Here is a 25,736-nt window from a genome sequence, read left to right as displayed (position 1 = left end):
GCTCTCAGACGCCTAGGACCTGGCAGAGCAGATCGAGGGCGCCGGGGTAGGCGTGGTCGGGCGGGGTGCCGTAGCCGACGATGACGGCTTGGCGGGTGGCTGGGGTCGGCGCGAAGTGGTAGGTGCTCATGCTGGTCAGGCCGAGGCCTTGGCGGGCGGCGCGTTCGACCATCTCGTCCGCATCGCCGGGTACGTCGAGCAGTACGTGCATGCCGGCCGCGATTCCGGCGACCTTGACGTTCGGGGCGCGTTCAGCGAGCAGTTCGACGAGGCGGTCGCGGCGACGGCGGTAGTGCAGGCGCGACCGCCGTACGTGCCGGTCGTAGTGGCCGGAGGCAATGAACTCGGCGAGGACCAGCTGCTCGAGCGTACCGGTCTGATAGTCGGCCACCCGCTTGACGGCGATCACTGGCTCGATCAGGTGTTGCGGGAGGACCATCCACGCCAGCCGCACGCCCGGTGCGAGGCTCTTGCTGGCGGTGCCCGTGTAGACGACTCGCTCCGGATCCAGCGCCTGCAGGGCTCCCACGGCCTGCCGGTCGTAGCGGAACTCGCCGTCGTAGTCGTCCTCGATCACCACCGCGCCCGACTTTGCCGCCCACTCGACGACCGCCGTACGGCGCTCTGGCGAGAGCGGGACGCCGGTCGGCATCTGGTGCGCGGGGGTCAGTAGCGCGGCTTGGCCGGTCAGCTGCGACACGTCGGCGCCGTACTCGTCGAGTGCGAGCGGGACAGGTCGCAAGCCACGCGCCCGGATGACGTCGCGGTGCAGGTCGTAGCCGAACTCCTCGGTGGCGACCGTCGTACCGCCGAGGTTGTGGACCGCCTCGCAGAGCAGGCTGAGGGCCTGGACGTAGCCGGAGCAGATCAGGATGCGTTCCGGATCGGCCCGTACGCCGCGGGCTCGGGCGAGGTAGTCGGCGAGGGTACGGCGAAGTTCGATCCGGCCGCGGGGGTCGCCCATGCCGAACGCCTCGTTCGGTGCGGCCGGCCAGGCCTTGCGGGCCGCGGCGAGCCACTCACCGCGTGGGAATGTCGAGACGTCGGGTGAGCCGGGGGTCAGGTCGTAGCGGTAGGTCCGGATCGGCGGAAGGGTCACGATCGGGGTTGGGGCGATGGTGGCGCGGCTGGCGACGACCGTGGCGGAGCCCTGTCTGGCGGTCAGCCAGCCTTCGGCGACGAGTTGGCCGTAGGCGTCGGCGACCGTGTTCCGGGCGATGCCGAGGTCCTTGGCGAGCGAGCGGGACGAGGGCAGCCGGGTCCCGGCCGGGAGCCGTCCGCTGCGGATCGAGGCGTGCAGGGCCTGGACCAGGTCGTTGCGGCCGCGCGACGCGGCCAGGTCGAGATGCAGATCAGCGCCGGCGGAATTGGCCCCTGAATCTTCCATGGAAGTGGACCATACACCTGGGCCGATCCACCTCTAGGTTGGAGCCATGAGCACAACGACCCGACGAGTGAAGCTGGCCAGCGTGGCCCCCGACTTCTACCAGGCCCTGATCGCACTGGACGAGACCGCGGGCGCCGGCCTCGACGCGAACTTCGCGAACCTGATCCGGACGCACGCCTCCCAGCTGAACGGCTGCGCCTACTGCACCGATATGCACGGCCTCGACTACCTGCACGGCGAAGGCCCGCAGCAGAAGCTGAACCTGCTGCCGGTCTGGCGTGAGTCCCGCAACCTGTTCACCGAGCAGGAGCAGGCCGCACTCGAGTTGACCGAAGCGATCACGCTGGTCAGCGACGGACATGTACCGGACTCGGTCTACAACCTGGCCGCCGAGCACTTCGACCAGAAGGAACTTGCACAGTTGATCGCATTGATCATCATGATCAATGCGTGGAACCGAGTCGGCATCACCGGCAAGATGGCCCCGGGCCACTACAAGCCATGACCGCCGAGGCGTTCCGCGCCCGGCACCACTCGGGCCCACCACTGATCCTGCCGAACGCGTGGGACCCGGTCAGCGCCCGGATCATCGCCGCCGGCGGCGCACCGGCGATCGCGACCAGCAGTGGCGCGATGGCGCGCGTGCTCGGGTACGACGACGGTCAGCTGACACCGGCTGCGGAGATGCTGACCGCGGTGGCGCGCGTCGTACGGGCTGTTGACCTACCGGTGACTGCGGATATGGAGGCCGGGTACGGTCTGCCGGCCAAGGAGTTCGCCGAGCGGTTGCTGGAGACCGGTGCGGTCGGCTGCAACCTCGAGGACTCGTTGTCGACTGGGCTGGTGGATCCGGTGGAGTTCGCCGACTACCTCGCCGAGGTGCGCGCGACTGCTGGTGCCGACCTGGTCATCAACGCGCGGGTGGACACGTTCCTGGTGCAGGGGACGCCCGCCGACGCCGTCGCGCGTGGACGGATCTATCGGCGGGCCGGCGCGGACTGCATCTACCCGATCTTCGCGCCACTCGACGTACTGCCGTCGCTGGTCAGTGAAATCGGCGGTCCGATCAACGCGCACGCCGCCATCGACGGACCGACGCCGGCCGAGCTGATCGCGGCCGGTGCGCACCGCATCTCCTACGGGACCAGCGTGCACGCGCATCTGATGGACTCGCTGCAGAAGCTCTTACCGAGCCTGCAGTGAAACAGGGTGGGCCGTTGCAGCGGCCCACCCTGCTCAGTTAGCTCACCACCACTTCTTCTTGCGGCCGTGGTAGGCGATGACGCCGCCCACACAGCCACCGATGCCCCAGCGGTACTTCATCTTCTTCAGCTTCTTCCAGCCGTTCTTGATGGTGTCCACAGTCAGTACGCCGAACGCACCGCCGAAGCAGGCCCGGACGTAGCGGTTGCGGGTCACCTTGCGCACGTACTTGTTCTTGTTGGCGCCCTTCCACCAACCCTTGAGGATCTTCTTCGTCGTCTTGTAGTGGCACCACGGCGTCCAGCAGCCCTTCTTGCCGTCGAGATCGACGCCGTTGATCGGGTCTGCACAGGTGTACTCGTAGGCGTTGCAGCTACCGCCGTACACCGGGTCCACCTGCAGGAAACGGCCGGTGACCGGGTTGTAGAGCCGGACACCCATCAACACGATGCCGCCGGGTGCGTCCGCAGCCCGCTGCTGCGCACCGAGCCAGCCGTACCGCTGCTTGCCCACCGTCTCCGAGTCGCCCGGCAGGCCGTACTCGGACACCTGGTTGGTAGTGGACAGCCCTTCCTCACCGGCGTGGATGGTGGCCACGATGTCGCCGGACAGGTCGGACACCTGCCACTCGGCCACTGCCGAGTCGCTGTCGACCACTGCGGTCATGCCGTCCAGACCCTGTACGACGCGCGTCCAGCGGTCCGGCCCTTCCTGGGTCCAGGCCGGGCTGTCCGTGTCGTCCTCGTAGTGATTGACGTTCTGCACCGCCGCACCGGTGGCGTTGTCGGACCAGGACCGGATCCGCTCCCCCATCACATCGATGGTGTAGTCGGTGGTCCGTCCGCCCTGGGTGATGGTGTCCACCAGGTCATCGGCCTGGTAGGTCGCGGTCAGGTTCCCCGCGGCCGGCGTACCGGTGTCTCCGGCAGGCACCGTCGTCGTGCGGCCGAGGGCGTCGTACACGTAGCCGGTGTTGGTGACCCGGCTGGCCGCGTCGTACGTCCAGGACTTGGAGCTGGCCGGACTGGTCGTCTGGCAACTGCCGTCTGCCGCCGGTCCGTACTCCTTGACGTCATCGCGGTCGGTGGCTGCACTGAAGCCGTAGACGCGGGTGACGCACTGCTCACCAGCGACTGCCTCCACCTTGGTGACCCGACCGGCCTTGTCCTGCGTGTAGACCTCGCTGGACAGTGTTGAGACCCGCTTGGCGGTGTCGCCGTGACCTGAGCTGGTCAGCACCTCCCGGAACAGCGTGCAGTCCGCTGCGGCACACCCTGGCTTGCTGTAGGTGATGCCGGACTTCTTGCCGGCCGGGTCGTACGTAGTGTCGACCTTGACGCCGTTCGGCCAGGTCTCGGTCCCGAGCTGACCGTCGGCGTTGTAGTCGCCGGTGTAGTTACCGGCCTGGTTGTCGGTGACGGAGGTCAGCAGACCACGGAAGTCGTAGCCATAGGTGCGGTCACCCTTGCCGTCGCTACTGGTGGCCTTCCGGCCGAGCAGGTCGTAGGTAGTTGTCGACAAGTTGCCATCGGCATCCTTGTACGACGTCATCCGGCCCTGCGTGTCGTAGGTGCGCACCACCTCGGACACGACCGTTCCGTTGACCACTGACTGGGTGCGGAGGATGTCACCGGTCGCAGCGTCGTACACATTGCGCTTGACCGGCGGAGTGCTGCCTAGACCGGCTGCCGCGACCACACTGGTCTCCAGCACCCGCCCGGCGGCGTCGTACGTGGTGGTGTTCGTGCGCAACACACCAGCGCTGGTCTTCTCGGTCTCCACGCGCGTCTGGTTGTAGATGTCGTACGTCGTCACATTGACCGCCAGCTCGGCGCCCGATGCGGGCTGACCGCCCGGCTGCACACGACAGGGCAGGTTGGCCCACTCCGGGCGCAGGTCGCATTCGGCGTACCCGGAACCGGAGGTGGCGCGGTAGTTGATCGTCTTGCGGGTGGCGGGGGTGTTGGTGCTCGTCCCGCCGGACGGCTGGGTGGTGGCGGTCTGCAGACCGGTCACCGGGTCCAGCGTGGTGCGTGTCGTCTGGCCGAGGCCACCGGGGTCGACAGTGACCACGGTCGGCTGGCGCAGCGCCCAGTTGTAGGCAGTGGTCTTGGACCGCTTGTCGGACTCGACCGTCGTGCCACCGGTGCCCCAGACCCGCACCTGAACGTCTTCGGTGGTGGCGAGGTTGTAGGGACCACCACTGGTCGGTGCGCCCTGGTCGTAGGAGCTGCGGGTCAGTTCACGACCCTTGGTGAGTGTGCCGTCATCCAGCCGTACGTCGGACTCCGGCGCGAGCACAGTCTCCAGTCGCACACCGTCGAGTGAGTAGGTGTTGATCGTCGAGTAGTTCTGGGCCAGCGTCTGCTCGGCCGTCTCGTTGTCGTTCGCCGACTGGTTGAGCGCCCGGGCCCGGTTGGCCGCGGTGAGCTTGCGCACCTCGTTGCCGAAGCCGTCGTACCAGGTGGAGGAGATCGCACCGCCCGGCTCGGCCTCGTTCACTGCACGCCCGTTGGCGTCCAGGTAGCTCAGGCTGGCCCGCTGGTAGTTGGAACCGTTGGGCTGCTGGTCTGCCGGGAAGACAGCGGTTGCGTCGGTCGGTGCCTCCGGCTGACCCCAACGCTTGGTCTGTGCCGGGGACAGGTCGTACGGCGCATTCAGCGGCACCTTGTAGACGACGGTCTCGGTCGCCGCCGCCCGCGTCATCTTCTGCAGACGGCCGGCACCAGGGTCGTTGGCCGTGGTGGTGTAGCTCAGCTGCCACGGGTCTTGCCCAGCCGGCTTCACCGATGCCAGTACGCCGTCAGCCTGGTAGCTGTACGTCTCTTGCGCACTCGTGCCGATCCGCGGGTCCCACGTCGAACGCAGGCGTCCAGTCGAGTCATAGTTGTACTGACGCATCGGAACGGTCCGCAGCGCCGGAGTGGTGAGGTCAGGATCCCAAGCAGTGAAGGAAACCTGCTTCACCCGGCCGATGTAGTCGCCTAGCGTGCTACCGGTCGCCGTGGTGGCACTGGCGTAGGTGAAGGTCAGTGCGCGGCACCCGCGCGACAACGTCGTGCAGTTGACGCCATCCGGTACCGGCGCGACCACTCTGGTCGGCCTGACCACCTCAGTCCCGTTGACGGTCACCTTCTCCCACGAGTACGACGTGGTCTGGTTGCTGCCCGGCAGCGTGGTCGTCGTCGGGAAGTACTTGCCCACCGCTGAGCCAGTCACCCGGCCGAACACCACAGCGGTGCCACGGTCATCAGTGAGCTTGTAGGTGTCGGACGAGCTGGTGTAGACGAGCTTCAGCGTCTCCTGGCCGACCTCGGGGTCGAAGTTCACCCCATCGCGTGCAGTGAAGCCGACGGTGTCTCCGTCTGGCGTGCCGATCTGCCGGAGGGAGCCGAAGACCTCGAGCGAGGTGTACGGCGTCTCCGCCTCGTCGACGATCGCACCGGAGATCCAACCCGGTCCGAACATGCCGGACGGGTCGGTCTTGGCCGCCTGCCGGCTGTTGTAGGTGCGGCTGACAGTCAGGTCGCTGCCATAGGCCTCGACCGTCACGTCGGTGTCGGAGAGCGTGACGTTGCCGGTCAGCAGGTTGACCTCACCCGGTCCGATCGGCTTCGACGCCGCCGTCGCGAGATTGCGGTCGAAGGTCAACTTCACGCCACCCGAATTGGCCGCCGTACCGCCGCTGAACGCACCACGGATCTGCAGCGGTCCGTCGCGCGGAATCGACAGGGCGTCGACCGCGGCGAGTGTCGCCTCCATGTCCCAGTTCAGCTTGGGGAACTGGCCATTTCCGGAGGTGGGCAACGGCCAAGTCACCGCGCTACCACCGGCAGCCTGCGTGACGTGACCGGCCGGAATGTTGGTCCACGTGTCGGTGTCGCCGCGACGCCACTGGTAGGTGACACCGGTCGCCGTACTGCGTCCTACACCGGTGATGGCGGTCTTGGCCGCGCTCACGTCACCCGGCTTGGGAGTCAGCACCGCTCCCCCGCCAACCGCGAACTGGTACGGCGTCAGGGGCGACCTGTTGCCGGCGCGGTCCCGGGTGCGGACCCACAGCGTGTGCGGTCCGTCAGTGGTCGGAGTGATCGAGACCGACGTACTGGCGCCGAGGCTGGCCGCGTTGACGACCTGGTCCGGCGGGTTCGTGTCGACGCCGTACTCGTAGGCGGCGATGTCACTCACACCAGAGGCGCCGAAGTTGAAGGTGCCTGAGGTACCGGCTGCTCCGGACCACTCCGACACCGGATAGGTCGTCGAGGCGACAGTCGGAGCTGCAGCCGGCGACATGGTGTCCACGGTGAACTCACACCAGTTGGACCACGCACCAGGCGCCGTACCGTCAGAGCCGCGGACTCGCCAGGCGTAGCTGCCGCCTTCGGCAAACGCGCCCTCCGGGATGTAGGTCCCGAGCCACGAACCGGATGCACCCGGTCCCTCGGTCACTGTGGTGCTGGCGGTGGCTCCGACCTGCTTGTACTCGAAGTCCCCGTACACGTTGGCAGCCAGACCGTCACTGACCTGCGCCCGCAACTGCGGTGTCAGGCTGGAGATGTACGGTCGGGTCGCACCGGTGGCACAGGTGGTGTCGGGTGCGGTAGCGACTGCGTCGACCGACGTCTTGGTCTGGTAGACGATCGTCACCGACGGCGGGTTGGCTGCCGCCTCACGGGAGGCGAACCGCTTCCAGCCGTAGCTGTCGGTCTCACTGGCCGCCTTGATCCCGACACTCGTCTTCGCGAGCTTGTTGGTCGCCGTGTACTGGAACGCGGCCGTCACCGGGATGGTGACCCAGCCGTCGCCACAGCCGGTCCCGAAACCCTTGGTCTGGGTCGAGGTCCCGACGCGGTCGTTCCAGGTCGGCTGGTTCGTCCAGCGGATCGCACTGGTGACGTCCGGCGTCCGGAAGGCCTGCCACTCCTTGGCGGTGCAGGAGTACGAGTGGTGTTCCCACAGGTTCAGCGTGGCGGATTGGATCTGCTTGTCCCACAACCACTCCTGGTTGTCGAACCGCAGGTAGGAGCGCGCCTTCGTCGTACCGCCGTCGTGGGTGCCCAGCTTGAGCTCTGTCGCACCGGACTGGTCGCTGGTGTACGAGGACTCGACGAAAGCGTCGAAGCTCGCACCAGCTGACTGCGACGGGTCGATCGTCACCGGGTAGACGGTCTTGGGATCCTTGAGGAACGCTGCGTCGGGTGTCAGCAGCAGTGCGTTCTTGGCCAGTCCGAGGCCGACCTTCGCCCGCCGGGTGTGCTCACCCGAGGCCTGGTCCACCGTCGAATCCCACATCAACGGAGCCGGTACGTCGTACTGCGTGGCGCCGGAGCGGACCGCGAGACCGCCCTTGCCGTCGGACTTGGCAGTCAGCCCGGTCATCGACCATGGCATCCGGATCTGCGCCAGCTGTGCCGCAGCGGACCGGTTCTTCACCAGCAGCCGCTGGGCATAGCCGGTGCGAGTCGCCTCGACCACGAGGTCGACTCCCGGCTTCACGTCGCGGTAGGTCGCGATGGTTCCATCGAGCTCCGGGGCGGGCAGCTCGCCGGACCAGCCGAGTGCAGAACGCTTGCCCTCGGCCCCCATCGAGACGAGCTGGTGATCGCCACGACCGGCTGCGCCGGCCAGCTTGAGCCCGTACGGATGCGCAATCGGAGCCACCGTGCCGTCGGACTGCCTGATGAGGTTGACGTCGACATCGATCCAGTCGCCGTCGGTATCGCGCATCCGGACCGGACCACCGGCGACAGTGGCCTCAATGCGCCCGTCAGGGAGCGCACGAAACTCGGTCGTCTCGGTGGTCCGGCCGGTGATCAGAACCGGCTTACCGGTGATCCGCGCAGTCACTGCGGCGGAGGCGTCGTCCGGTCGTTCCAGTGGAAGTTCGTCAGTGGTGGTGGACTGTGCGGCCGGTGGCGCTACCGCAACGGCGTCCTGGGGCAGGTACGTCGCAAGCAACGCCAGACCTGCGGTCGCGGCAACCCAGCGGGCCGATCGCCGGCTGGGGAACCCGTCGAACAAACGTGATCTCGGGAATGCGGACATGAGGTACCTCGAGAACTTGGGGGCGGGACGCTCCCAGAGTGAGGTTCACGAGTCCGGCTCGACAGAGCATTTGTGGACAGCTGCTGGAACTGGTCAGCGCTGCCCAGCAAAATTCATCCGAGCAACCCCAGTCGTTGGGCGGCTGCGCCGGCGGCGAAGCGGGTTGGCGCGTCGACGAACTCCATGATGGCGGCGATGTGACGCCGTACTGTGCGCACGCTGAGCTGCAGGTGGCGAGCGATTGCGTCGTCCTTGAGGCCGTGGACCAGTAGGCGGAGCACTTCGCGTTCGGTGCCACCTAGGCCCTTGGTCTGCGTCTGCACGACTGGTGTGGCGGCCTCCCACAGTTGGTCGTAGTACTGCGTCAGCGCAGCCACTAGTGGCGCTGAGCGGACCAGGAGCGCGCCAGTGCTGCCGCCACCGGCCAGACCGACCAGGGCGAAGTGGTCGTCGATGATGGCCATCCGAGTGGGCAGATTCCGGACTGTGCGAACCTCGACGCCCGCACTGATCGCAAGGTGGGCGCCGTGCTCGGCCAGGTACTCCGGTGTGCACAGCTCACGGAACTGCATGCTGCTGCACTGACCGTTGAGCGGCGACGGCAGCGCTGCCGGAGGGCCCTCGTCAGTGAGGACGGAGCGGTACGTGCACTGGACGGTGTGGATCGACGTCGTCCAGCGACCAGTCAGCTCATCCGGATCGGTCAGCACCTGGGCCAAAACCGACGGCACCTGATCGGCGCGACGATCGTGGAGCTGGAGCTGATGCATCTCGGCGGCGGCGACATAGCCCTGCAAGAGGCGGTCGTGCTGCTTGGTGAGCTCGTGGTGGACCTGGGTGAGCAGTCCGGTCACGGCGATCAACGGATCGACAGCACGCAGCAGTACGACGTCCGGTCCGTGCTGCAGGTACGCCAGGTGCCGGCTGAGCAGCTCCTGGTCGATCGGGTCCTCCGGATACGCCACCCGGGCACCTGCGTGTGTCAGGTCCAGGTAGGCATCGGCCACCTCATCGGGGAGCAGCTCGCGAACGAGCTTCTCGTGTTCGGACAAGTCCTGCGGCTGCCGGCTGAAGCCGGCCGTGACTCCTGCAACCACGGCGACATCCCCCACCACGATCGGCCACCAGGGCGGATGGCCTTCTTGTCGTGAAGTTACCATCCGGCACCCCTGCAAAGGTAGCTATCTTTCGTAAACTGCCGGTGGCATCTCTCACTCGACTGTGGTGCTTTTACCACCTTCCATCGTTAGAATGCAGAGTTCTTTCTGCGCAGGGCATACACCAGCGCCCAGTCCTGGTCGTTGGCGAGTGGGTCCGCGACATGCGCCGGCTGACCGTTCACACAACTCGGGTAGACGAACGCACAGGTCGCCGTACCGTCCGGTGCGAAGTTGACGAGGTTCGCGCGCAGGATGGCATCTGCCGCCGCATCCAGCCAGGCCGCCTGGGCGTCCGCCACCAGCTCGCGCGGCCAAGCGTCGTACACGGCCGCACTGAGCACCGACCAGTAGTGCGGGAAGACGTCGCCCCAGAGCCGCAGTCGTCCGAACCAGTAGCCGTCCCAGTGCCGGATCGGTACGTGCCGCAGCCGTACGTCGGGTTGGTCGGCAGCGAACGCGGTCAGCCACGGCAGTCGGCGGCTGAGCTCGGCAGCGTCGATCTGGTCGGGTGCAATCCGGTACGCCGCGACCAGGAGCTCGAGGAGTGGCGCGACCATGGATTGTTCGTAGTTGACCTCATGGGGCGGCAACTCGTCGCCGTACTGGAGAAACGTGCGCGCATGCCGGACTAGATGCTCATGCAGTCCCAGCTCGGTCAGCAGCGGCCCGAGGTCGAAGGCGAGGAAGTGGTCTCCACCCAGCTCGTAGTACCGGTTGAGGATGCGTACGGCACCGTCCCGGTCGCCCTGCCCCAGCAGGAACCGTGCGAACCACGGGAAGTTGTAGAGCCGCACCTCGCCGCGATGCTCGCTGTCCTCCTGGACCGTGCCGTCCTCGTCGACCAGATAGTCGTGGACGAAGCGCTCATACCCAGCCAGTGCCTCGTCGAGCTCAGCACGGTCACCCCAGCCACGATCACGGACCTCCTGGAGCAGCAGCGCCATGCCGATGCGCTCACGGCCGTCGGACCAGTCCCGCCAGTCGTTGGCCTGCACAGTCAGTCCGCTGTCGACGTCGTACGGGACGAAGGCGTACTGGCGACTGTCCGTCAGCTCGGGGCGACGCTGGTGATCCAGGACGAACCGCACGCGACGCTCTGCGATCACGCGCAGTGGCTCATGGAATAGCAACGCGATCCGCGCACCATCGGCCTCCACATACCTCAGGCCGGGCTGGGCACCGGTGACGGAGCCATGGCCATGTACCTCGATCGTCTCCCCCACCTCGGCGGCCAATCGGTCCGCAGCGAGCCGTGGCTGCCGATCGGCGTGGAACGCGGGCAGGTCGTCGTACCAACCAAGCTGCCAGGTCCACCGGTACGACGCTCCCGGGGCGAGGGTGATCTGCGGCTGACCGCCCATGGCGTGCGGTGCGCGTGCGTGGTCGGTGACGTGCAGGCAGAGGTGGCCGCGGGTGTTGCTGCCATTGCTGGGCTCACGGGACTCGACGGAGTACGCCCAGAGCTCGCCCTCTTTGAGCTGGAGCCCCAGACCGGGCCCACTGCCGTCCATCGGAACCGCCCACACCCAGGAGTCGGCTCCACCGGTCCAGACGTGCGCATGGACCGCACCGGTGAGGCTCTCGCGACTCGAGCGGTACACATCGCGGTACGGCGTACTGATCGCCAGCGAGCCGACCTCGACCGGCTCAGAGGTCGGGTTGCGGAGTTCGTAGGTCTCTGTCCAGTGGTCGCCGAAGCGGCGGCCGACCCGAAGCTCCAGGTCGCCCAGCTCGTACAGCAGGTCCACTCCGGTGCTCCGCCAGCGCATCAGCGCCGGCTGGTCGAAGCGGTGGCTGCCGCGGTCGGTGATGACGAACCCCTTGCCCCAGACGCGCTGGAGCACCTCACGGCCGTCTGGGTGCAGCACCTGAGCGACGGCGCCGTCGTCGGCGATCTGAACCGTCCCGGGACCGAATCCGAAAGATTCCACAATTCCCCAACCTACTGATGTCGAGGACCGCCGGATGGCTTCGTCCCCCTGATGAGAACACCAACCGGAAGGACTCGAAATGACCCCCGAAGAAATCTCCACGATCCTCGCCAAGCCCTACTCCCAGCAGCTGCTGAACGGCCCCGAGCCGGCCCGGTTCGCGTACGACGGCCTGGACGGCGACCCGCGGGTGGTCCCGATCGGGTTCTGGATGGAGGGCGGCAAGCTGCTCATCGCGACCGTGCCGAAGTCGGCCAAGGTCGCCGCGCTGAAGAAGAGCCCGAAGGTCGCGCTCACCATCGACAAAGGCGCCTTCCCGCCCAAGGTGCTGCTGCTGCGCGGCACCGCGGAGCTGGAGCTCGTCCAGGGCGTCCCCGAGGGCTACCTGGTCGCCGGCCACAAGGTGATGACCGACGACCAGTACGGCGACTGGGTGGCTGGTGTGAAAGGCCTCTACACCGAGATGACCGTCATCACGGTGACGCTGACCTGGGCGAAGCTGCTGGACTTCGAGACCACCATCCCGAAGGCCGTCGAGGACCTGATCAAGGAGAAGACGAGCGCCTAGAGGGCCAGGCTGAACGCGAGTAGTCCGGTTCCGGTCGCATTGGTAATCGCCGGCCCCGTCTTCAGGTGTCCCTGGTAGACGAGTGCGGTCGCACCGGTCGGCGTACCGGACAGGGACAGCTTGAGCGAGCCGTCGGCTTGGTAGACCACCGAGGTGACCGTGACGGTGGAGCCGACCAGGCGGAAGTCAGCGCCCACTCCGGCATCCACTGTCAGCGGGACAGTCGACCGGAGCTTCACAGTGAGGGTCGTACCGCTCTCAGTGACACTGGCCGGGTTCGGCGGAGCCACGCCGGCCGACGGGCCGCCGTACAGGTCTCTAGCCAGTACGGCGAACGTCTGGTCGCCCATCTCGCGGTAGCCATCGGCGTAGGCGTAGTGGCAGCCGTCGTGGCCGGGCAGGGCGGTAGTCGACAGCACAGTGACGTTGTGGGTGTCGCCGAGCTTGCGCTGCGCGTCGCGGAGGTTGATGTTCGTGGTGTTGTTACAGGGCGACGTGCGGACCTGGTAGACGAAGTACTTGGCAGTGGTCATCTCGGTTCGCCAGTCCGCCAGCAGTGAGGTGAAGCCGGAGACGTGGACTGAGGCGTTGTCGCTCTCCGCTTCGCCCTGGTACCAGAGCACGCCCTTGACCCGGCTGAGCACTCCGGACGCTTGCAAGCGGCTACGCAGCCGCCCGTAGTTGGTGGAGAGGTCGTTCGGGGTGGTGTCGTTGCGCTGGAAGAAGCTGACCGGCTTCCCGCCGTGAGAGCCGTTGAACAGCGCCACGGGAACCCCATAGGTGTCGACGATCTGGCGACCCATCCGGATCGCCCACTGGCCGGCCGAGCCGGACTGCTGCGTCACGTCACCAGTCGCGTAGTGCCAGACCCGGTCGGCACCGGAGATACCCGCTTCGGCGTTCGAGCTGCCGTAGCTCCTCAGGTAGGGCGATTCCTCGATGTTCGCGGCACCTGTGCGTTTGGCTGCCTCAGCGTTCGACTGGCCCTGTACGACGTACACATCACCGGAGACGATGCCGGTGCGCTTCGCCACGACCCGGTCGATTCCGGGCCCGGTGGCTCTCAGTTCGAAGGTGTAGTCCCACAGGCCCGCCAGGATGCGCGGTGTGAACCGGAAGGGCGCACCGGCCGGAGCTGTGAAGGTCTGCGTCTCGCCGTTGCCGGTGACGCGCAGCTCGACCTGATCCACCCCGGCCGCAGTGATTTCACCGGCCACTGCGGGGTTCGCGCCGTTCTGAGCGTCGCGCGGAATCAGCTTCAGGTCCTGGGGCATCTCGGTCAGCTTCACCAGCGACGGGCGGGCGTAGACGGTCAGCTTGCGCTGCGTGTACGACGCCGCATTGTCGGTCAGCGTCCAGTCGGGCGCCCCGCTGGCGTTGGTGCCGATGCCGAGCGCCAGCACCTTGCCGGCTGCTTCGGAGAACCTGTTGATCGATAGCACCGGCTTGGCAGGCACGCTCGACGGCTTGGTCGCACCGATCTGGTGAATCTGGAACGTGCCGTGGCCGATCACCGTCGTCGGGCTGTCGTCGGCGTCGTACCTGCTCGCTGAGGCGTTGGGCACCTGGCCGCTGGCGGAACCGCTGTACTGGTTCGGCCACATCTCGATGTAGCCGGTCTGGCCGGTCCCGGTCGTCACACCGGCGACGTTGGAGGCGACCTCGAGGTCGCCGACCTGCTGTCGGAAGAGCTGACCGGTGGACGTCTGCAGGCCCAGCCGCTTCGCATCACTGGTGAACGGCGCCATCGCCGTCCACACCCACTGAGGGCCCTTCGGACCGTTCAGCTCGATGCAGTAGCCGACCCGATCGAAGTTGGAGCCGATCGCCGCGGTGTTGTTCACCGTGTACGGCGGCGTCGTGTTGAGCCAGTTCGCGGACGTGGGCAGGTTGATCTGGAGAGCCGTGGTGTATCCGGCGGCAGCTGCGTCGCAACCGGCGGCCTGGGTATCGGCCGACGCGGGGCTGACGCCGAGAGCTGCGATGGCGGCGAGGACTGTGCTGACTATGGCAAGCGAGGACCGAGGCATGGCGGGACCTCCGACAGAGGGGCGATGTCGACTACGGGCGCCGGAAACCTACCACTGGACCACGATTGCCGGGGGAATCCTTCGCGCGCCTTAAAGTTTGTTCGCGGCCCGGATGACCTCGACCATGTCGGCCATCATCCCGGTCAGGTCGTAGTCCTTCGGGGTGTACACAGCCGCCACACCGGACGCCAGCAGCGCCCTCGCGTCAGCGTCCGGCACGATGCCGCCGACGACCACCGGCACGTCCTCGAGACCCGCCTCGCGCAGACCGGCCACGACAGCCGGGACCAGCTCCATGTGCGAGCCGGACAGGATCGACAACCCGACACAGTGCACGTCCTCGGCCACTGCGGCCGCCACGATCTGCTCGGGTGTCAGGCGGATGCCCTGGTAGATCACCTCGAAGCCGACGTCACGGGCCCGGACGGCGACCTGCTCAGCGCCGTTCGAGTGACCGTCCAGCCCAGGCTTGCCGACCAGGAACCGCAGCCGGCCACCCAGTTCCTCAGACGTTGCAGCGACCTTCTCCCGGACCGCGGCGATCGCCGCACCACCGGCGGACACCCCCACCGATCCGGAGACCCCGGTCGGCGCACGGTACTCGCCGAACATCTCCCGCAGTACGCCGGACCACTCGCCCGTGGTCACGCCGGCCCGGACACACTCGAGCGTTGCGGGCATCAGGTTGTCGGTGCCCTTCGCAGTCTCCCGCAGCTTCGTCAGAGCGGTCTCAACCGCCTGCTGGTCCCGCTGGGACCTCCACTCACGCAGAGAGGTCAGAGCGGCCTGTTCGGCGGCCGGGTCGACGGTCTGGATCGCAGTGTCCAGGTCAGCGGTCAGCGGCGACGGCTCGGTGTTCTCGAACTTGTTGACGCCGACGACGACCTGCTCACCAGACTCGATCCGCTGCCAGCGCTCCGCGTGTGAACCGACCAGAGCGCTCTTCAGATAACCACTCTCCACGGCCACGACCGCACCGCCCATCGCCTGCACGCGATCGATCTCCTCGCGCGCCCCGGCGACCAGCTCATCCACCTTGGCCGCGATGACATGCGAGCCGTCGAAGATGTCGTCGTACTCGAGCAGGTCGGACTCATACGCAAGCACCTGCTGCATCCGGAGCGACCACTGCTGGTCCCACGGCCTTGGGAGACCGAGTGCCTCGTTCCACGCCGGCAATTGCACCGCACGCGCCCGGGCGTTCTTGGAGAGGGTGACTCCGAGCATCTCCAGCACGATCCGCTGCACGTTGTTCTCAGGCTGCGCCTCGGTTAGACCGAGCGAGTTCACCTGGACGCCGTACCGCAGTCGCCGTGCTTTGGGGTCCGTGATGCCATAGCGCTCCAGCGTCAGCTCGTCCCACAGCTGGACGAACGCACGCATCTTGCACATCTCCTCGATGAACCGCACACCAGAGTTCACGAAGAAGGAGATGCGCTGCACGACATCACCGAAACGCTCCGGATCGACCTGTCCGCCGTCCCGCACCCGATCCAGTACGGCGATCGCCGTGGAGAGCGCAAAGGCGAGCTCTTGCACCGGAGTCGCCCCGGCCTCTTGCAGGTGGTAGCTGCAGATGTTGATCGGGTTCCACTTGGGCACGTTCGCGACCGTGTAGGCGATCAGGTCCGTGGTCAGCCGCAGCGACGCGTCCGGCGGGAACGCGTACGTGCCACGGGACAGGTACTCCTTGACGATGTCGTTCTGCGTCGTACCGGTCAGCTCGGACGGCAACGCGCCCTGCTCCTGCGCCGCGACCTGGTACAGCGCCAGCAACCACATGGCCGGCGCGTTGATCGTCATCGACGTGTTCATCTGCGCCAGCGGAATCTGGTCGAACAGCGCCCGCACATCCCCCAGATGCGCAACCGGCACCCCGACCTTGCCGACCTCCCCCTTCGCCAGCGGGTGGTCAGCGTCGTACCCGGTCTGCGTCGGCAGATCGAACGCCACCGACAACCCCGTCTGCCCCTTGGCCAGGTTCCGCCGGAACAGCGCGTTCGACTCCGCCGCGGACGAGTGCCCCGCGTACGTCCGCATCACCCACGGCCGGTCCCGCTCACCAGTCGTCATGTACCCGAGAGTAGGACTGTGTGAGCTTGTGAGTCGCCCCCTCGTGACTCGTGTCACCAGGGGGCTGCGTCACATTAGGCCGTCATCGGTAGCGGGGTGCGCTCCACGTGCAGGATGCGGTGCAGGCGGGTGACCGCCAGGATGCGCACCACGGACGGGAGGGGGTGCCACAGGACGAGCTGACGGCCCAGGAGCTGGGTGCGGCGATGGGTCGCCACCAGGAGACCCAGGCCGGTCGCGTCGACGGCGTCCACGGCTTCCAGATCGACGATCACGTCGCCTGACGAGGTGTCGATCAGCTGGTTGAGAGTCTGCCGGACGTCGCCTACCGAGCGGACGTCCAGGATGCCGGTCAGATGTATGACGTTGTCATGGGTCGGTGCGTTCATGTCCGTGCCCTCCGCTCGTCCGGCGGCCCCCGAGTGATCGGCCGCTGAGTGCGCGTGTGTTCGTAAAGACTCCCTGGAGACACGGAAGGTTGCCAAGGCTTCACGAGATTTTGTTTCGGGACAGAATGGGGTATGTGTTCGCCGAGCGGTATTTCCTGTTCCCCGTCGTGGCCATCGCCTTCGCCGGGGTGATGGTGCTGCTCTGCCGGTGGGCGTTCTCGAAGTCGAGACGCGGTTCGCTGGTCCGCCGGGTCGACGACCGCCCGGCCGAGCGGGACGCCTTCGGCCTGCTGATCGACGTACGGACCGAGAACAGCCACAACGAGGCCCGGATCACGGTCTCGAAGCTGAAGGATTTCGGCATCAAGGCCACGACTGCCCGCACCAAGGACGGCTGGACCGTCTACGTGTGGCCCAAGGACGAGGCCGCTGCGCGCGGGCTCCTGGACACCCACTAGCGCCGGCTGGCGTCGGTGACCCCGACGTGCGGGACCGGGCGGAACGCGGCGGCCTGGTGCCGGGTGAGCTCGTGCAGGGTGCGGAAGATCTGCGCCTGCGGCGACTGCCCTGGGTCCAGTACGTCGAATGACAGGATCTGCTTGTCTTCGTCGTACGTGATCAGCAGGGTGTGGTCGTAGAGCGCGAAGTCGCGCGGAATGATCAGGGCGGGGTAGTTCCGCCGGTAGTCCGAGACCGTGATCCAGTAGCTCGCGACATCCCCGGTGTGCTGCCAGTAGAACGCCAGCAGCTCCTCGTCGGCGAGATCGCGCTCCATCTGCTCGGCCTCGTCGTCGTCGATGACGAACAAGCGGGTCTTGAACTTCATCCGCTTGCTCTTCAGCTCCTGCAGATACGCCGTCGCGCCGCTCTCCTGGTACCACCGAAGGGTGTTGCGCTGGATCCCTTCGTAACCGTCCGAGTGCTCGACCGCGCTCCGCAGATACCCGAGGTAGGCGGCCGGGCCGACGTACGGGATGTTCCTGAAGTTGTCACTCATCGAGGACCTGATCAGCTTCGAGAGTGCGTCGTTGTGCCGCGGGCAGCTGGTCAGCATGCCGAGCGCGGTCTCCTGGTAGTCGATGCGCTCGGTCAGCGCCCCCAGGCTCGCGTTGAGCCGGCCGAGCTCCTCGAGCGAGTTGGACGTCGCCGACAGGAGTTGCCGGAACAGCTCGAAGATCCAGCCGCCGAGCGTGCCGACGATCACCGCGAGCACGTGGCTGGGCAGCTGCCGGGCTGTGAAGGCGTTGTTGGCGCCTGCGGAGAACAGCAGGATCGCTTCCAAGGTGAGCGTGCCGACGAGCGCCGAGCCCGCCAGACGCTTCGGATCGACGGACTGGATCACTGTCTTCGCCCCGGCGGACGCTGCCATGGAGTCCCCCACCCTTTGTCCTGCGTCACATGGTGCGGCCGGGTCGCGGCTGTGTGCAACACGATTCGGCGCGTGAGGGACAATGGCCTCGATGACGCTGACCGAGATGTTGCCGGGGACGACCGAGCCTGACGAGCTGTACGACGCGTTCGCGCGGTGGGTGGCGGAGCAGGGGATCTCGTTGTACCCGGCGCAGGAAGAGGCGTTGATCGAGGTGATGACCGGATCGAACGTGATCCTGTCCACCCCGACCGGGTCCGGGAAGAGCCTGGTCGCGACCGGCTCGCACTTCGCCGCGCTCGCGCACGGGAAGCGGACGTTCTACACCGCGCCGATCAAGGCGCTGGTCTCGGAGAAGTTCTTCGCGTTGTGCGACGTGTTCGGCGCGGACAAGGTCGGGATGCTGACCGGCGACGCCTCGGTGAACGCGGGCGCCCCGATCATCTGCTGTACGGCGGAGGTCCTGGCGAACGTCGCGTTGCGCGAGGGCGCGGCGGCCGATGTCGGTCAGGTGGTGATGGACGAGTTCCATTTCTACTCCGAGCCGGATCGCGGCTGGGCGTGGCAGGTGCCGTTGCTCGAACTGCCGCACGCGCAGTTCATCCTGATGTCCGCGACCCTCGGTGACGTCGAGCGGTTCAAGATCGACCTGTCCCGCCGTACCGGCCAGCCGACCGCGATCGTCTCGTCGGGTGAGCGCCCGGTTCCGCTGATCTACAAGTACGTCACGTCGCCGCTGCACGAGACGCTCGCCGAGCTCCTGGTCACCCACCAAGCCCCGGTCTACGTCGTCCACTTCACCCAGGCGTCGGCTCTGGAACGCGCCCAGGCGCTGACCAGCATCAACGTCTGCACGAAGGAGGAGAAGGACAAGATCAAGGAGCTGATCGGGCATTTCCGGTTCGGCTCCGGCTTCGGCAGGACACTACAGCGGCTCATCATGCACGGGATCGGCGTCCACCACGCCGGCATGCTCCCGAAGTACCGGCGGCTCGTCGAGCAGCTCGCGCAGGCGGGACTGCTGAAGGTCATCTGCGGGACGGACACGCTCGGGGTCGGTATCAACGTCCCGATCCGGACGGTGCTGCTGACCGCGCTCAGCAAGTACGACGGGCGCCGGCAGCGCATCCTCAAGGCGCGTGAGTTCCACCAGATCGCCGGGCGGGCGGGTCGCGCGGGATACGACACGTCGGGCACGGTCGTCGTACAGGCGCCTGATCACGTGGTCGAGAACGTCAAGCTGCTCGCGAAGGCCGGCGACGACCCGAAGAAGCAGCGCCGGGTCCAGCGCAAGAAACCGCCGGAGGGTTTCGTCACCTGGGGCGAGGACACCTTCGACCGGCTCGTCGCCGCCGACCCCGAACCGCTGCAGTCGCGGATGCGGGTCAACCACGCCATGCTGCTGAACGTGATCGCCCGCGACGGCGACGCGTTCGCGAGCATGCGGCACCTGCTGCAGGACAACCACGAGGACACCAAACAGCAGCGGCACCTGATCCGCCGCGCGATCCAGATCTACCGCACGCTGGTGACCGCGGGTGTGGTCGAGCGACTGCCGGAGCCCGACGAGTTCGGCCGGTCGCTGCGACTGACCGTCGATCTGCAGAAGGACTTCTCGCTCAACCAGCCGCTGTCGACGTTCGCCCTGGCTGCTCTTGACCTGCTCGATCCCGAGGACCCGCTGTACGCGCTCGATGTCGTGTCGGTGGTCGAGGCCACTCTCGAGGACCCCCGCGCGATCCTGATGGCGCAGCTGCACCATGCCAAGGGCGAGGCCATCCAAGGTATGAAGGCCGACGGGATCGAGTACGACGAGCGGATGGAACTGCTCGAGGAGATCAGCTGGCCGAAACCCCTCGAAGAGTTGCTCGAGGCAACTTTGGAGATCTACCGGCAGACGCACCCCTGGATCGCCGAGGCCGGGCTGTCGCCGAAGTCCGTCGTACGGGACATGTTCGAGCGGGCGATGACGTTCGGCGAATACATCCAGTACTACGGCCTCGCGCGTTCCGAAGGCATCGTGCTGCGGTACCTGAGCGACGCCTACAAGGCGCTGCGCCAGACAGTCCCACCGGACAAGGCGAACGAGGACCTCACCGACCTGATCGAGTGGCTCGGCGAGGTCGTCCGCCAGACCGACTCCAGCCTCCTCGACGAGTGGGAAGAACTCACCAACCCGATCACCGACGAGGTCGAGGTCACCCCCGTCGGCCCGCGCCGCATCACCCTCAACACCCGCGCCTTCCGCGTCCTCGTCCGCAACGCCGTCTTCCGCCGCGTCGAACTGGTAGCCCGCCACCGCTGGGCCGAACTAGGCCAACTCGACACCGACTCCGGCTGGGACGCCGCCCGCTGGGCCGAAGCCGGTACGACGTACTACGCCGAACACGACACCGTCAGCACCGGCCCCGCCGCCCGCGGCCCCGCCCTGTTCCTCGTCGAAGAACACCCCGGCTACTGGGAAGTCCAGCAAATCATCGACGACCCCGAAGGCAACCACGACTGGCGCATCACCGCCTCCGTAGACCTCACCGCCTCCGACGAAGCCGGCGAACTGATCCTCGAAATGGTCTCCTTCAAACCGCTGTAACCGTGGCCTGCCCCTCCCGTCGACCATCATGAGGGCCGGGTCGAGGTCACGAGGAGGCGCGGTGTCGGACGAACCACCCCAGCTACCTGGTCGTGTGCGAACCGCTCGGGAGCTGTCCCGGCAGTTCGGCTTCGACGAGGATTCCGAGGATCGCACCGGCGCTCTGCTCCGCTCCCTGGCCGCCACGAAACCGGATGGCCACCTGCTGGAGCTGGGCACCGGGACCGGCATCGGCACCGCCTGGCTGCTGGACGGCATGAACGCAAGCAGCCGGCTCCTGACGATCGACCGCAACCCGGAAACCACCGAGGTCGCCCGGAAGGCCGTCGGCGACGATTCCAGGGTCGAGCTGATCGTCTCCGACATCGGCGAGTGGCTCGACCGGTACGACGGGCCGCCGTTCGACCTGGTGTTCGTCGACACCTATCGCGGCAAGTTCATCGAGCGGGCGCAACTGCTGAGGTGGTTGGCGCCCGGTGGGATCTATCTCGCCGACCATCTGCTTCCGCATCCGGACTGGGCCCCCGATCAGCAGGACCTGGTCGAGACGTTCCGCCGCGAGATCGTGGCCGAACCCGACCTGGTCGTCACGGTGCTGAACTGGTCGTCAGGGCTGGTCCTGGCCACGAAACGCAGCTGGTGATCTCGACCAAGCCGACTCAGGCCTATCTGAGCGACCCATCGCTGCTGAGCACCCTGCGGACGATCGAGCAGACCGAACCGTTCGTGAGCTGGCCGCTCCAGGCCTTGCAGCGACCGCTCTTCGCCGATGCGCTGGAGATGAGCGAGCTGTGCACCGACCTCAGCCGGTTGCACTGGCTGCTCAACGACATCGGCGAGCGCTGCTTCGGCGGTAGCCGCGGTTACCTGGAGGCTCAGGGCGTCGCCGACGAACTCATCGACATCATCCTCGGCGGCACCGTCGGACGGTCCTGCACGCACCTTCGAGCCGACGTCTTCAGCACGGGCGGCCAAGCCAAGGTCATCGAGCTCAACCGGGGCAACGGACTCGGCAGCATCGACACCTCGCTGCTGAACGAGGCACTGCTGGCGCAATCAGGATTCGAGGCGTTCGCCGACGAGCACGGCCTTTCGTACGCCGACACCCTGCAGTTGGTGGCCGAGCAGCTCTCGGCCGTCGGCGCCGCGCCGGACGGAGGGCCGCCCAGCATCGCCCTGATCGAAGAGTCCGGGGCGCGGGACCAGCCTGGCGGAGCGACCGAGCGGATGTGCCGCAACCTGCGCAGCCGTGGTCTCACCATCGCCCTGGGCGAGCTCAGGGATCTCTCCGAGCGCGACGGCAGGATCTACCTGAACGGTGCGACTCGCGTCGACGTCATCTTCCGGTACTTCGATGCGACCAACCTCCTGACCACGCCCGGCGACAAACCTGTGCTGGCGGCGCTCACGAGCGCGCAGTACAGCGGGACCTTGGCGCTCTTCCCGCCACTCGACACCGACATCTCGGCTCGTAAGGCCACGCTCGGGCTCCTGCGCGAGCCGCAGGTGTGGTCGATGCTGACGCCCGACGAGCAGGCGCTGGTCGAGCGACGAGTTCCGTGGACCCGACTCATCGGATCCGATCGTCACCTGCTGATCGACGAGTGCCGCGGCCGTCGGCAGGAGCTGGTTCTCAAGCCTTCCGACGGGTTCCAAGGCTCCGGAGTGATCCTTGGCATGAATGTCAGTGATCGGGAGTGGCGGACCCGCCTGGAATCCCCGGCGCTGGAGAACTACCTGGTCCAGGAGCGCGTCGTACCGGACGAAGAGCTGATCCCGGAGTCCGGCCGGCTGGTGGACTGGCATGTCCTCTGGGGCGTCTTCGTCCTGGACGACGAGTACGGCGGCACGACGCTCCGTGGCCGGCCCGCAGCCGAGAACGGCGTCATCGGAATCCCCGGCAAGTTCAGCAGAGGTTGCGCGTTCCTTTCTGGAGGTAGCTCATGACCGCCGACAGCCCGCAGGAGTTCTACGACGGGTTCGCCGAGGACTACCACCTGATCTACCCGGACTGGCAGTCCTCGACGCGCCGCCAGGGCGGGGAGGTCCGGAACCTGATCACCTCGATCAAAGGCCCGGGCGCGTTCTCGGTCCTGGACTGTTCCTGCGGCATCGGTACCCAAGCAGTCGGCCTGGCCCTCGAGGGCTACGCCGTCCACGCAACCGACGTCAGTCCCCGCGCGATCGAGCGCGCGGCCGCGTCGGCGAAGGCTCTGGGGGCCGAGGTGACCTTCGGTACGGCGGACTTCCGCCACCTCGACGAGCAGGTCGACGGGACCTTCGATGTGGTGCTCTCGTTCGACAACTCCCTGGCGCATCTGCTGACCGACGCAGACCTCGCGCAAGCATTCGCGGCGATGAAGTCGAAGCTCGGCCCGGACGGGTTGCTGCTGATCAGCCTGCGCGATTACGAGGCCATGGTGAAGGAGAAGCCCGAGGGATCCGTGCCGCGCGTCATGGACCTGGGTGACCGGAAACGGATCTACTTCCAGACCTGGCAATGGCATGACGACGCGCCCGTCTACACGACCGACTTCTACGTGCTCAAGGAATCGGGCACCGGCTGGGACGTGACGACCGGCCGGACGACGCTCCGGGCACTGGACAAGGAAACGGTGCTGCGGTTGCTCGAGGAAGCAGGCTTCACCGACATCGCCTGGTTGCTGCCGCACGAGTCGGGCTATCACCAGCCGGTCGTCTCAGCCCGAAGCTTGTAGGCGCCACAACGTGGGCGGATCCGACGGACCACCGAAGGCCTTCGCGTAGGCCTCGGTGCTCAGGATGTGCTCCTGCTCCGTCCGTTGCTGACGGTCGATGAAGTGATGCAGCTCCGCGCGATCATCCGACCAGCGGAATCCGTTGAAGAACTGCATCCCGGGCACGCGGGTCTTGTAGAGCGCCTCGTCGGAGTAACAGGTGCCCACGTAGGCGTGCGTGCAGTCCAGGTCCTGCAGCTTCTTCAGGATCTCGGCGAGCATGTGGTTGCCGATGTTCACGGCGGTGTAGTCCGGCGCGTAGATCGAGATGCCGTACTCGCCGACCTGCGACTCGAGGTAGAGCGGCGCCAACCCGACCGGCGCTCCCGACACATCATCGGTCCACAGCATCACGTGCGTCGTGAACGGCGAGTCCAGCATCTCGAGGAACCGCCGTTGCCGGTACTCGACGGCGTCGGCCCGCGTCGCGAAGTACGCGGTCGCCAGGTCCTGCCACGCCTTGGTGAACTCGAAGTCGGTGCGTGCGAGGAGCCGGCTGCTGATGTGCTCGCATTGGCGCTGGGCGTAGCGAATCCGTTTGTTCGGGCCGAAGTCGCTCAGCTGGACACGGATACTCCTGGACAAGTAGAAGCGCGACAGGTCGAAGGTGAGCGGCAGGAAGCCGAGCGCCAGCGCTGTCGCCGGAGTCTCACCCTCTTCGAGGAAGCCCCAGACGTGATACGGAAAGGTGTAGCTGACGTAGTCCGGCATACATTCGGACAGCACCACTCTCATGAGGCCACCTTGTTTTCTTGACGATCCGCGCGGACGAGTTCGCCGGCCACCACGTTCGCGCCGCGTACGACGGCCGGCAGGCTGCTGGCGTAGTACAGCTCGCCCGCGGTGATCTCGCCGTACGCGTAGAGCCGGTGTGGTGCCGCGGCGGCGACCCGGCAGGTGTGGGGGTCGATCACCAAACCGTCGAACGAGTTCCAGGTCGCCAGCCGACCGGTGGACAGCGAATCCAGGAGTCCACGTGCACGGCCGTTGGTCCTTCGTGGGCTCAGCCGGGTCGCATCGATGACGACCTGCGCAGCTGGGACTGCGTCGTACGCGCTGGTCGAGAACGCACCGCCCTGGCGGCTGATTGCGGTGACGCCGGAGGCCACGACAAGTTGCCCGCTGTCCATCGCGGCCAGGAGTGTCCGGCCACTTGCCGGCGGCATCGGGCACTGGATGCTTTTGAGGTACGGCTTGTAGTCGAAGGCAACCTTCTGCATCTCGTCGGGTGCGAGTGCGGCCCTGATCATCGGCGGTACCGGTGTCTCGAGGTTCTCGAAGATCGATTGGATCGGAGCTGCGTCCAGCCGATCGAGCTGATAGCGCAGCCGATCCGCCGGGCTGCTCGACAGCAGCCACGAGATCTCCCGGTCGGCATCGAATCCCGCCGACGTCAGCTCGAGTTTGAGTAGCTCCCAGACGTCCCGCAGGCTGATCCGCCGAGCCTGTGCCTCGAAGGCACGGACGGTCTCGATCGTCAGGTGCTTGGGATCCAGCGGCATGATCTGCGGCCGGGGACTCGGCAGGATGCCGTTCCGGGACGTGAGGGTGATTCGCCCTCGGTGACCGAGATGGAGCAGTCCCAGAGCCACATCGATCGCGGTCAGCCCGGTCCCGATGACCAGCACATGGGCGGGTGGCGCGATCCCCGGCAGCGTCGCGGCCAACGGATACGGATCCGCGACATAGTTCGGTGCCCCGGTCAGCCGGTACGGATCCGCCGTCGTACCGGATCCGACCCCGAGGACCACGTGGGTGAACGAGCGGACGTCATTTCGGGTCCGCGCCAGCAGGTCGTTGTTGCTGCCCGCGGCCAGCGAGGTCACCGTCTCCGGCACCACCTCGACCGTCCATTGCAGCTCGCGCGCCCGGGCGACCAGCCGCCAGAACTCGTCGACCAGGTACTCGCCGAAGACCTGCCGCGGAACATATCCCTCCGCCGAGCCGCCGGGCCCCAGCCACCGGACGAACTGATCCGGATCGCCGAGATCCATCGACATCCGCCCGTTCGGCAGATTGATCAACGCCGACTCGAGATCCGGACCGAACGCGACCCCGTGTCCCAGGTTGTCCGGCTCGTAGATCACCACCCGCGGCGCCCGCCGGAACTCCCCCGCCCGGGCCAGCATGCTCCCCAGCAGCCCCACCGCCGCCGGCCCGCCTCCGATCACGGCAACAGCGCCAACCGCCGACGGTGAGTTCATCAGGACAACCTCATCACCCGCCAGGGTCAGA

18 protein-coding genes are annotated in these 25,736 nt (G+C 66.9%); 8 read left to right on the top strand and 10 right to left on the bottom strand.

The annotated features are described in order from the left end of the window. Positions 1-4 precede the first annotated feature (4 nt). Positions 5-1,387, bottom strand: coding sequence for a MocR-like pyridoxine biosynthesis transcription factor PdxR (gene pdxR, locus ABD231_RS21700; protein ID WP_344154812.1), 1,383 nt, complete (start codon positions 1,385-1,387; stop codon positions 5-7). A gap of 46 nt (positions 1,388-1,433) precedes the next feature. Between pdxR and ABD231_RS21695 the strand changes: the two genes are divergently transcribed. Both ABD231_RS21695 and ABD231_RS21690 read left to right on the top strand, forming a co-directional pair. Next, on the top strand, positions 1,434-1,892 hold the full coding sequence (locus tag ABD231_RS21695; protein ID WP_344154809.1) for a carboxymuconolactone decarboxylase family protein: 459 nt from the start codon (positions 1,434-1,436) through the stop codon (positions 1,890-1,892). Next, a complete protein-coding gene (locus ABD231_RS21690; RefSeq protein ID WP_344154806.1) occupies positions 1,889-2,590 on the top strand; it encodes an isocitrate lyase/PEP mutase family protein in 702 nt (233 codons plus the stop codon). The genes ABD231_RS21695 and ABD231_RS21690 overlap by 4 nt, the downstream gene beginning before the upstream one ends. Positions 2,591-2,632: 42 nt before the next feature. Here the strand turns inward: ABD231_RS21690 and ABD231_RS21685 are convergent, their stop codons facing one another. The 3 genes from ABD231_RS21685 to ABD231_RS21675 all read right to left on the bottom strand — a co-directional run bounded on the left by ABD231_RS21685 (position 2,633) and on the right by ABD231_RS21675 (position 11,726). Beyond that, the gene (locus tag ABD231_RS21685) at positions 2,633-8,635 is read right to left on the bottom strand and encodes a DNRLRE domain-containing protein (protein WP_344154803.1); all 6,003 of its coding nucleotides are present in this window, start codon (positions 8,633-8,635) and stop codon (positions 2,633-2,635) included. 113 nt (positions 8,636-8,748) lie between these two features. After that, on the bottom strand, positions 8,749-9,732 hold the full coding sequence (locus ABD231_RS21680) for a helix-turn-helix transcriptional regulator (RefSeq protein ID WP_344154800.1): 984 nt from the start codon (positions 9,730-9,732) through the stop codon (positions 8,749-8,751). Between the two features lie 149 nt (positions 9,733-9,881). After that, positions 9,882-11,726 carry a hypothetical protein gene (locus ABD231_RS21675; RefSeq protein WP_344154797.1) on the bottom strand — a complete coding sequence of 615 codons (1,845 nt, stop codon included), beginning with the start codon at positions 11,724-11,726 and terminating at the stop codon, positions 9,882-9,884. A 79-nt stretch (positions 11,727-11,805) separates the two neighbouring features. On the opposite strand from ABD231_RS21675, the gene ABD231_RS21670 reads away from it, so the two are divergent. After that, positions 11,806-12,294 carry a pyridoxamine 5'-phosphate oxidase family protein gene (locus ABD231_RS21670; RefSeq protein WP_344154794.1) on the top strand — a complete coding sequence of 163 codons (489 nt, stop codon included), beginning with the start codon at positions 11,806-11,808 and terminating at the stop codon, positions 12,292-12,294. Here ABD231_RS21670 and ABD231_RS21665 read toward each other — a convergent pair. From ABD231_RS21665 to ABD231_RS21655, 3 genes are all read right to left on the bottom strand, one after another. Beyond that, a complete protein-coding gene (locus ABD231_RS21665) occupies positions 12,291-14,324 on the bottom strand; it encodes a sialate O-acetylesterase (protein ID WP_344154791.1) in 2,034 nt (677 codons plus the stop codon). The two genes, ABD231_RS21670 and ABD231_RS21665, sit on opposite strands and share 4 nt — an antisense overlap. Positions 14,325-14,414: 90 nt before the next feature. After that, complete coding sequence (locus ABD231_RS21660; protein ID WP_344154787.1) at positions 14,415-16,397, bottom strand: protein meaA; 1,983 nt, start codon at positions 16,395-16,397, stop codon at positions 14,415-14,417. Positions 16,398-16,471: 74 nt separating this feature from the next. Further along, complete coding sequence (locus tag ABD231_RS21655) at positions 16,472-16,786, bottom strand: STAS domain-containing protein (RefSeq protein WP_344154784.1); 315 nt, start codon at positions 16,784-16,786, stop codon at positions 16,472-16,474. 134 nt (positions 16,787-16,920) lie between these two features. On the opposite strand from ABD231_RS21655, the gene ABD231_RS21650 reads away from it, so the two are divergent. Further along, the gene (locus ABD231_RS21650) at positions 16,921-17,244 is read left to right on the top strand and encodes a hypothetical protein (protein WP_425554195.1); all 324 of its coding nucleotides are present in this window, start codon (positions 16,921-16,923) and stop codon (positions 17,242-17,244) included. Here the strand turns inward: ABD231_RS21650 and ABD231_RS21645 are convergent. Then, complete coding sequence (locus ABD231_RS21645) at positions 17,241-18,155, bottom strand: hypothetical protein (RefSeq protein WP_344154778.1); 915 nt, start codon at positions 18,153-18,155, stop codon at positions 17,241-17,243. The two genes, ABD231_RS21650 and ABD231_RS21645, sit on opposite strands and share 4 nt — an antisense overlap. Before the next feature lie 91 nt (positions 18,156-18,246). Here ABD231_RS21645 and ABD231_RS21640 point away from each other — a divergent pair, with 91 nt between their 5' ends. From ABD231_RS21640 to ABD231_RS21625, 4 genes are all read left to right on the top strand, one after another. After that, positions 18,247-20,745, top strand: coding sequence for a DEAD/DEAH box helicase (locus ABD231_RS21640; protein ID WP_344154775.1), 2,499 nt, complete (start codon positions 18,247-18,249; stop codon positions 20,743-20,745). Positions 20,746-20,806: 61 nt separating this feature from the next. Beyond that, positions 20,807-21,388, top strand: a complete 582-nt coding sequence (locus tag ABD231_RS21635) for an O-methyltransferase (RefSeq protein ID WP_344154772.1) — start codon at positions 20,807-20,809, stop codon at positions 21,386-21,388. Beyond that, positions 21,385-22,692 carry a hypothetical protein gene (locus tag ABD231_RS21630; protein WP_344154769.1) on the top strand — a complete coding sequence of 436 codons (1,308 nt, stop codon included), beginning with the start codon at positions 21,385-21,387 and terminating at the stop codon, positions 22,690-22,692. The genes ABD231_RS21635 and ABD231_RS21630 overlap by 4 nt, the downstream gene beginning before the upstream one ends. Continuing rightward, entirely contained in the window at positions 22,689-23,462 is a 774-nt protein-coding gene (locus tag ABD231_RS21625; RefSeq protein ID WP_344154766.1) for a class I SAM-dependent methyltransferase, read from the top strand. Before ABD231_RS21630 ends, ABD231_RS21625 begins: the two co-directional genes overlap by 4 nt. Here the strand turns inward: ABD231_RS21625 and ABD231_RS21620 are convergent. After that, entirely contained in the window at positions 23,445-24,236 is a 792-nt protein-coding gene (locus tag ABD231_RS21620) for a hypothetical protein (RefSeq protein WP_344154763.1), read from the bottom strand. The two genes, ABD231_RS21625 and ABD231_RS21620, sit on opposite strands and share 18 nt — an antisense overlap. Next, positions 24,233-25,705 carry an FAD/NAD(P)-binding protein gene (locus ABD231_RS21615; protein WP_344154760.1) on the bottom strand — a complete coding sequence of 491 codons (1,473 nt, stop codon included), beginning with the start codon at positions 25,703-25,705 and terminating at the stop codon, positions 24,233-24,235. Before ABD231_RS21615 ends, ABD231_RS21620 begins: the two co-directional genes overlap by 4 nt. Between the last annotated feature and the right edge of the window lie 31 nt (positions 25,706-25,736).

Source organism: Kribbella yunnanensis, assembly GCF_039529655.1.
GTDB lineage: Bacteria > Actinomycetota > Actinomycetes > Propionibacteriales > Kribbellaceae > Kribbella > Kribbella yunnanensis.
Note: the sequence above shows the minus strand (reverse complement) of the source record. Positions and strands in the feature narration are given on the sequence as shown.

Bases quoted from the DNA above. Each gene is read 5' to 3' on its own strand.
- pdxR (WP_344154812.1), bottom strand. From the start codon at position 1,387: ATGGAAGATTCAGGGGCCAATTCCGCCGGCGCTGATCTGCATCTCGAC.
- ABD231_RS21695 (WP_344154809.1), top strand. From the start codon at position 1,434: ATGAGCACAACGACCCGACGAGTGAAGCTGGCCAGCGTGGCCCCCGAC.
- ABD231_RS21690 (WP_344154806.1), top strand. From the start codon at position 1,889: ATGACCGCCGAGGCGTTCCGCGCCCGGCACCACTCGGGCCCACCACTG.
- ABD231_RS21685 (WP_344154803.1), bottom strand. From the start codon at position 8,635: ATGTCCGCATTCCCGAGATCACGTTTGTTCGACGGGTTCCCCAGCCGG.
- ABD231_RS21670 (WP_344154794.1), top strand. From the start codon at position 11,806: ATGACCCCCGAAGAAATCTCCACGATCCTCGCCAAGCCCTACTCCCAG.
- ABD231_RS21665 (WP_344154791.1), bottom strand. From the start codon at position 14,324: ATGCCTCGGTCCTCGCTTGCCATAGTCAGCACAGTCCTCGCCGCCATC.
- ABD231_RS21660 (WP_344154787.1), bottom strand. From the start codon at position 16,397: ATGACGACTGGTGAGCGGGACCGGCCGTGGGTGATGCGGACGTACGCG.
- ABD231_RS21655 (WP_344154784.1), bottom strand. From the start codon at position 16,786: ATGAACGCACCGACCCATGACAACGTCATACATCTGACCGGCATCCTG.
- ABD231_RS21645 (WP_344154778.1), bottom strand. From the start codon at position 18,155: ATGGCAGCGTCCGCCGGGGCGAAGACAGTGATCCAGTCCGTCGATCCG.
- ABD231_RS21640 (WP_344154775.1), top strand. From the start codon at position 18,247: ATGACGCTGACCGAGATGTTGCCGGGGACGACCGAGCCTGACGAGCTG.
- ABD231_RS21625 (WP_344154766.1), top strand. From the start codon at position 22,689: ATGACCGCCGACAGCCCGCAGGAGTTCTACGACGGGTTCGCCGAGGAC.
- ABD231_RS21620 (WP_344154763.1), bottom strand. From the start codon at position 24,236: ATGAGAGTGGTGCTGTCCGAATGTATGCCGGACTACGTCAGCTACACC.
- ABD231_RS21615 (WP_344154760.1), bottom strand. From the start codon at position 25,705: ATGAACTCACCGTCGGCGGTTGGCGCTGTTGCCGTGATCGGAGGCGGG.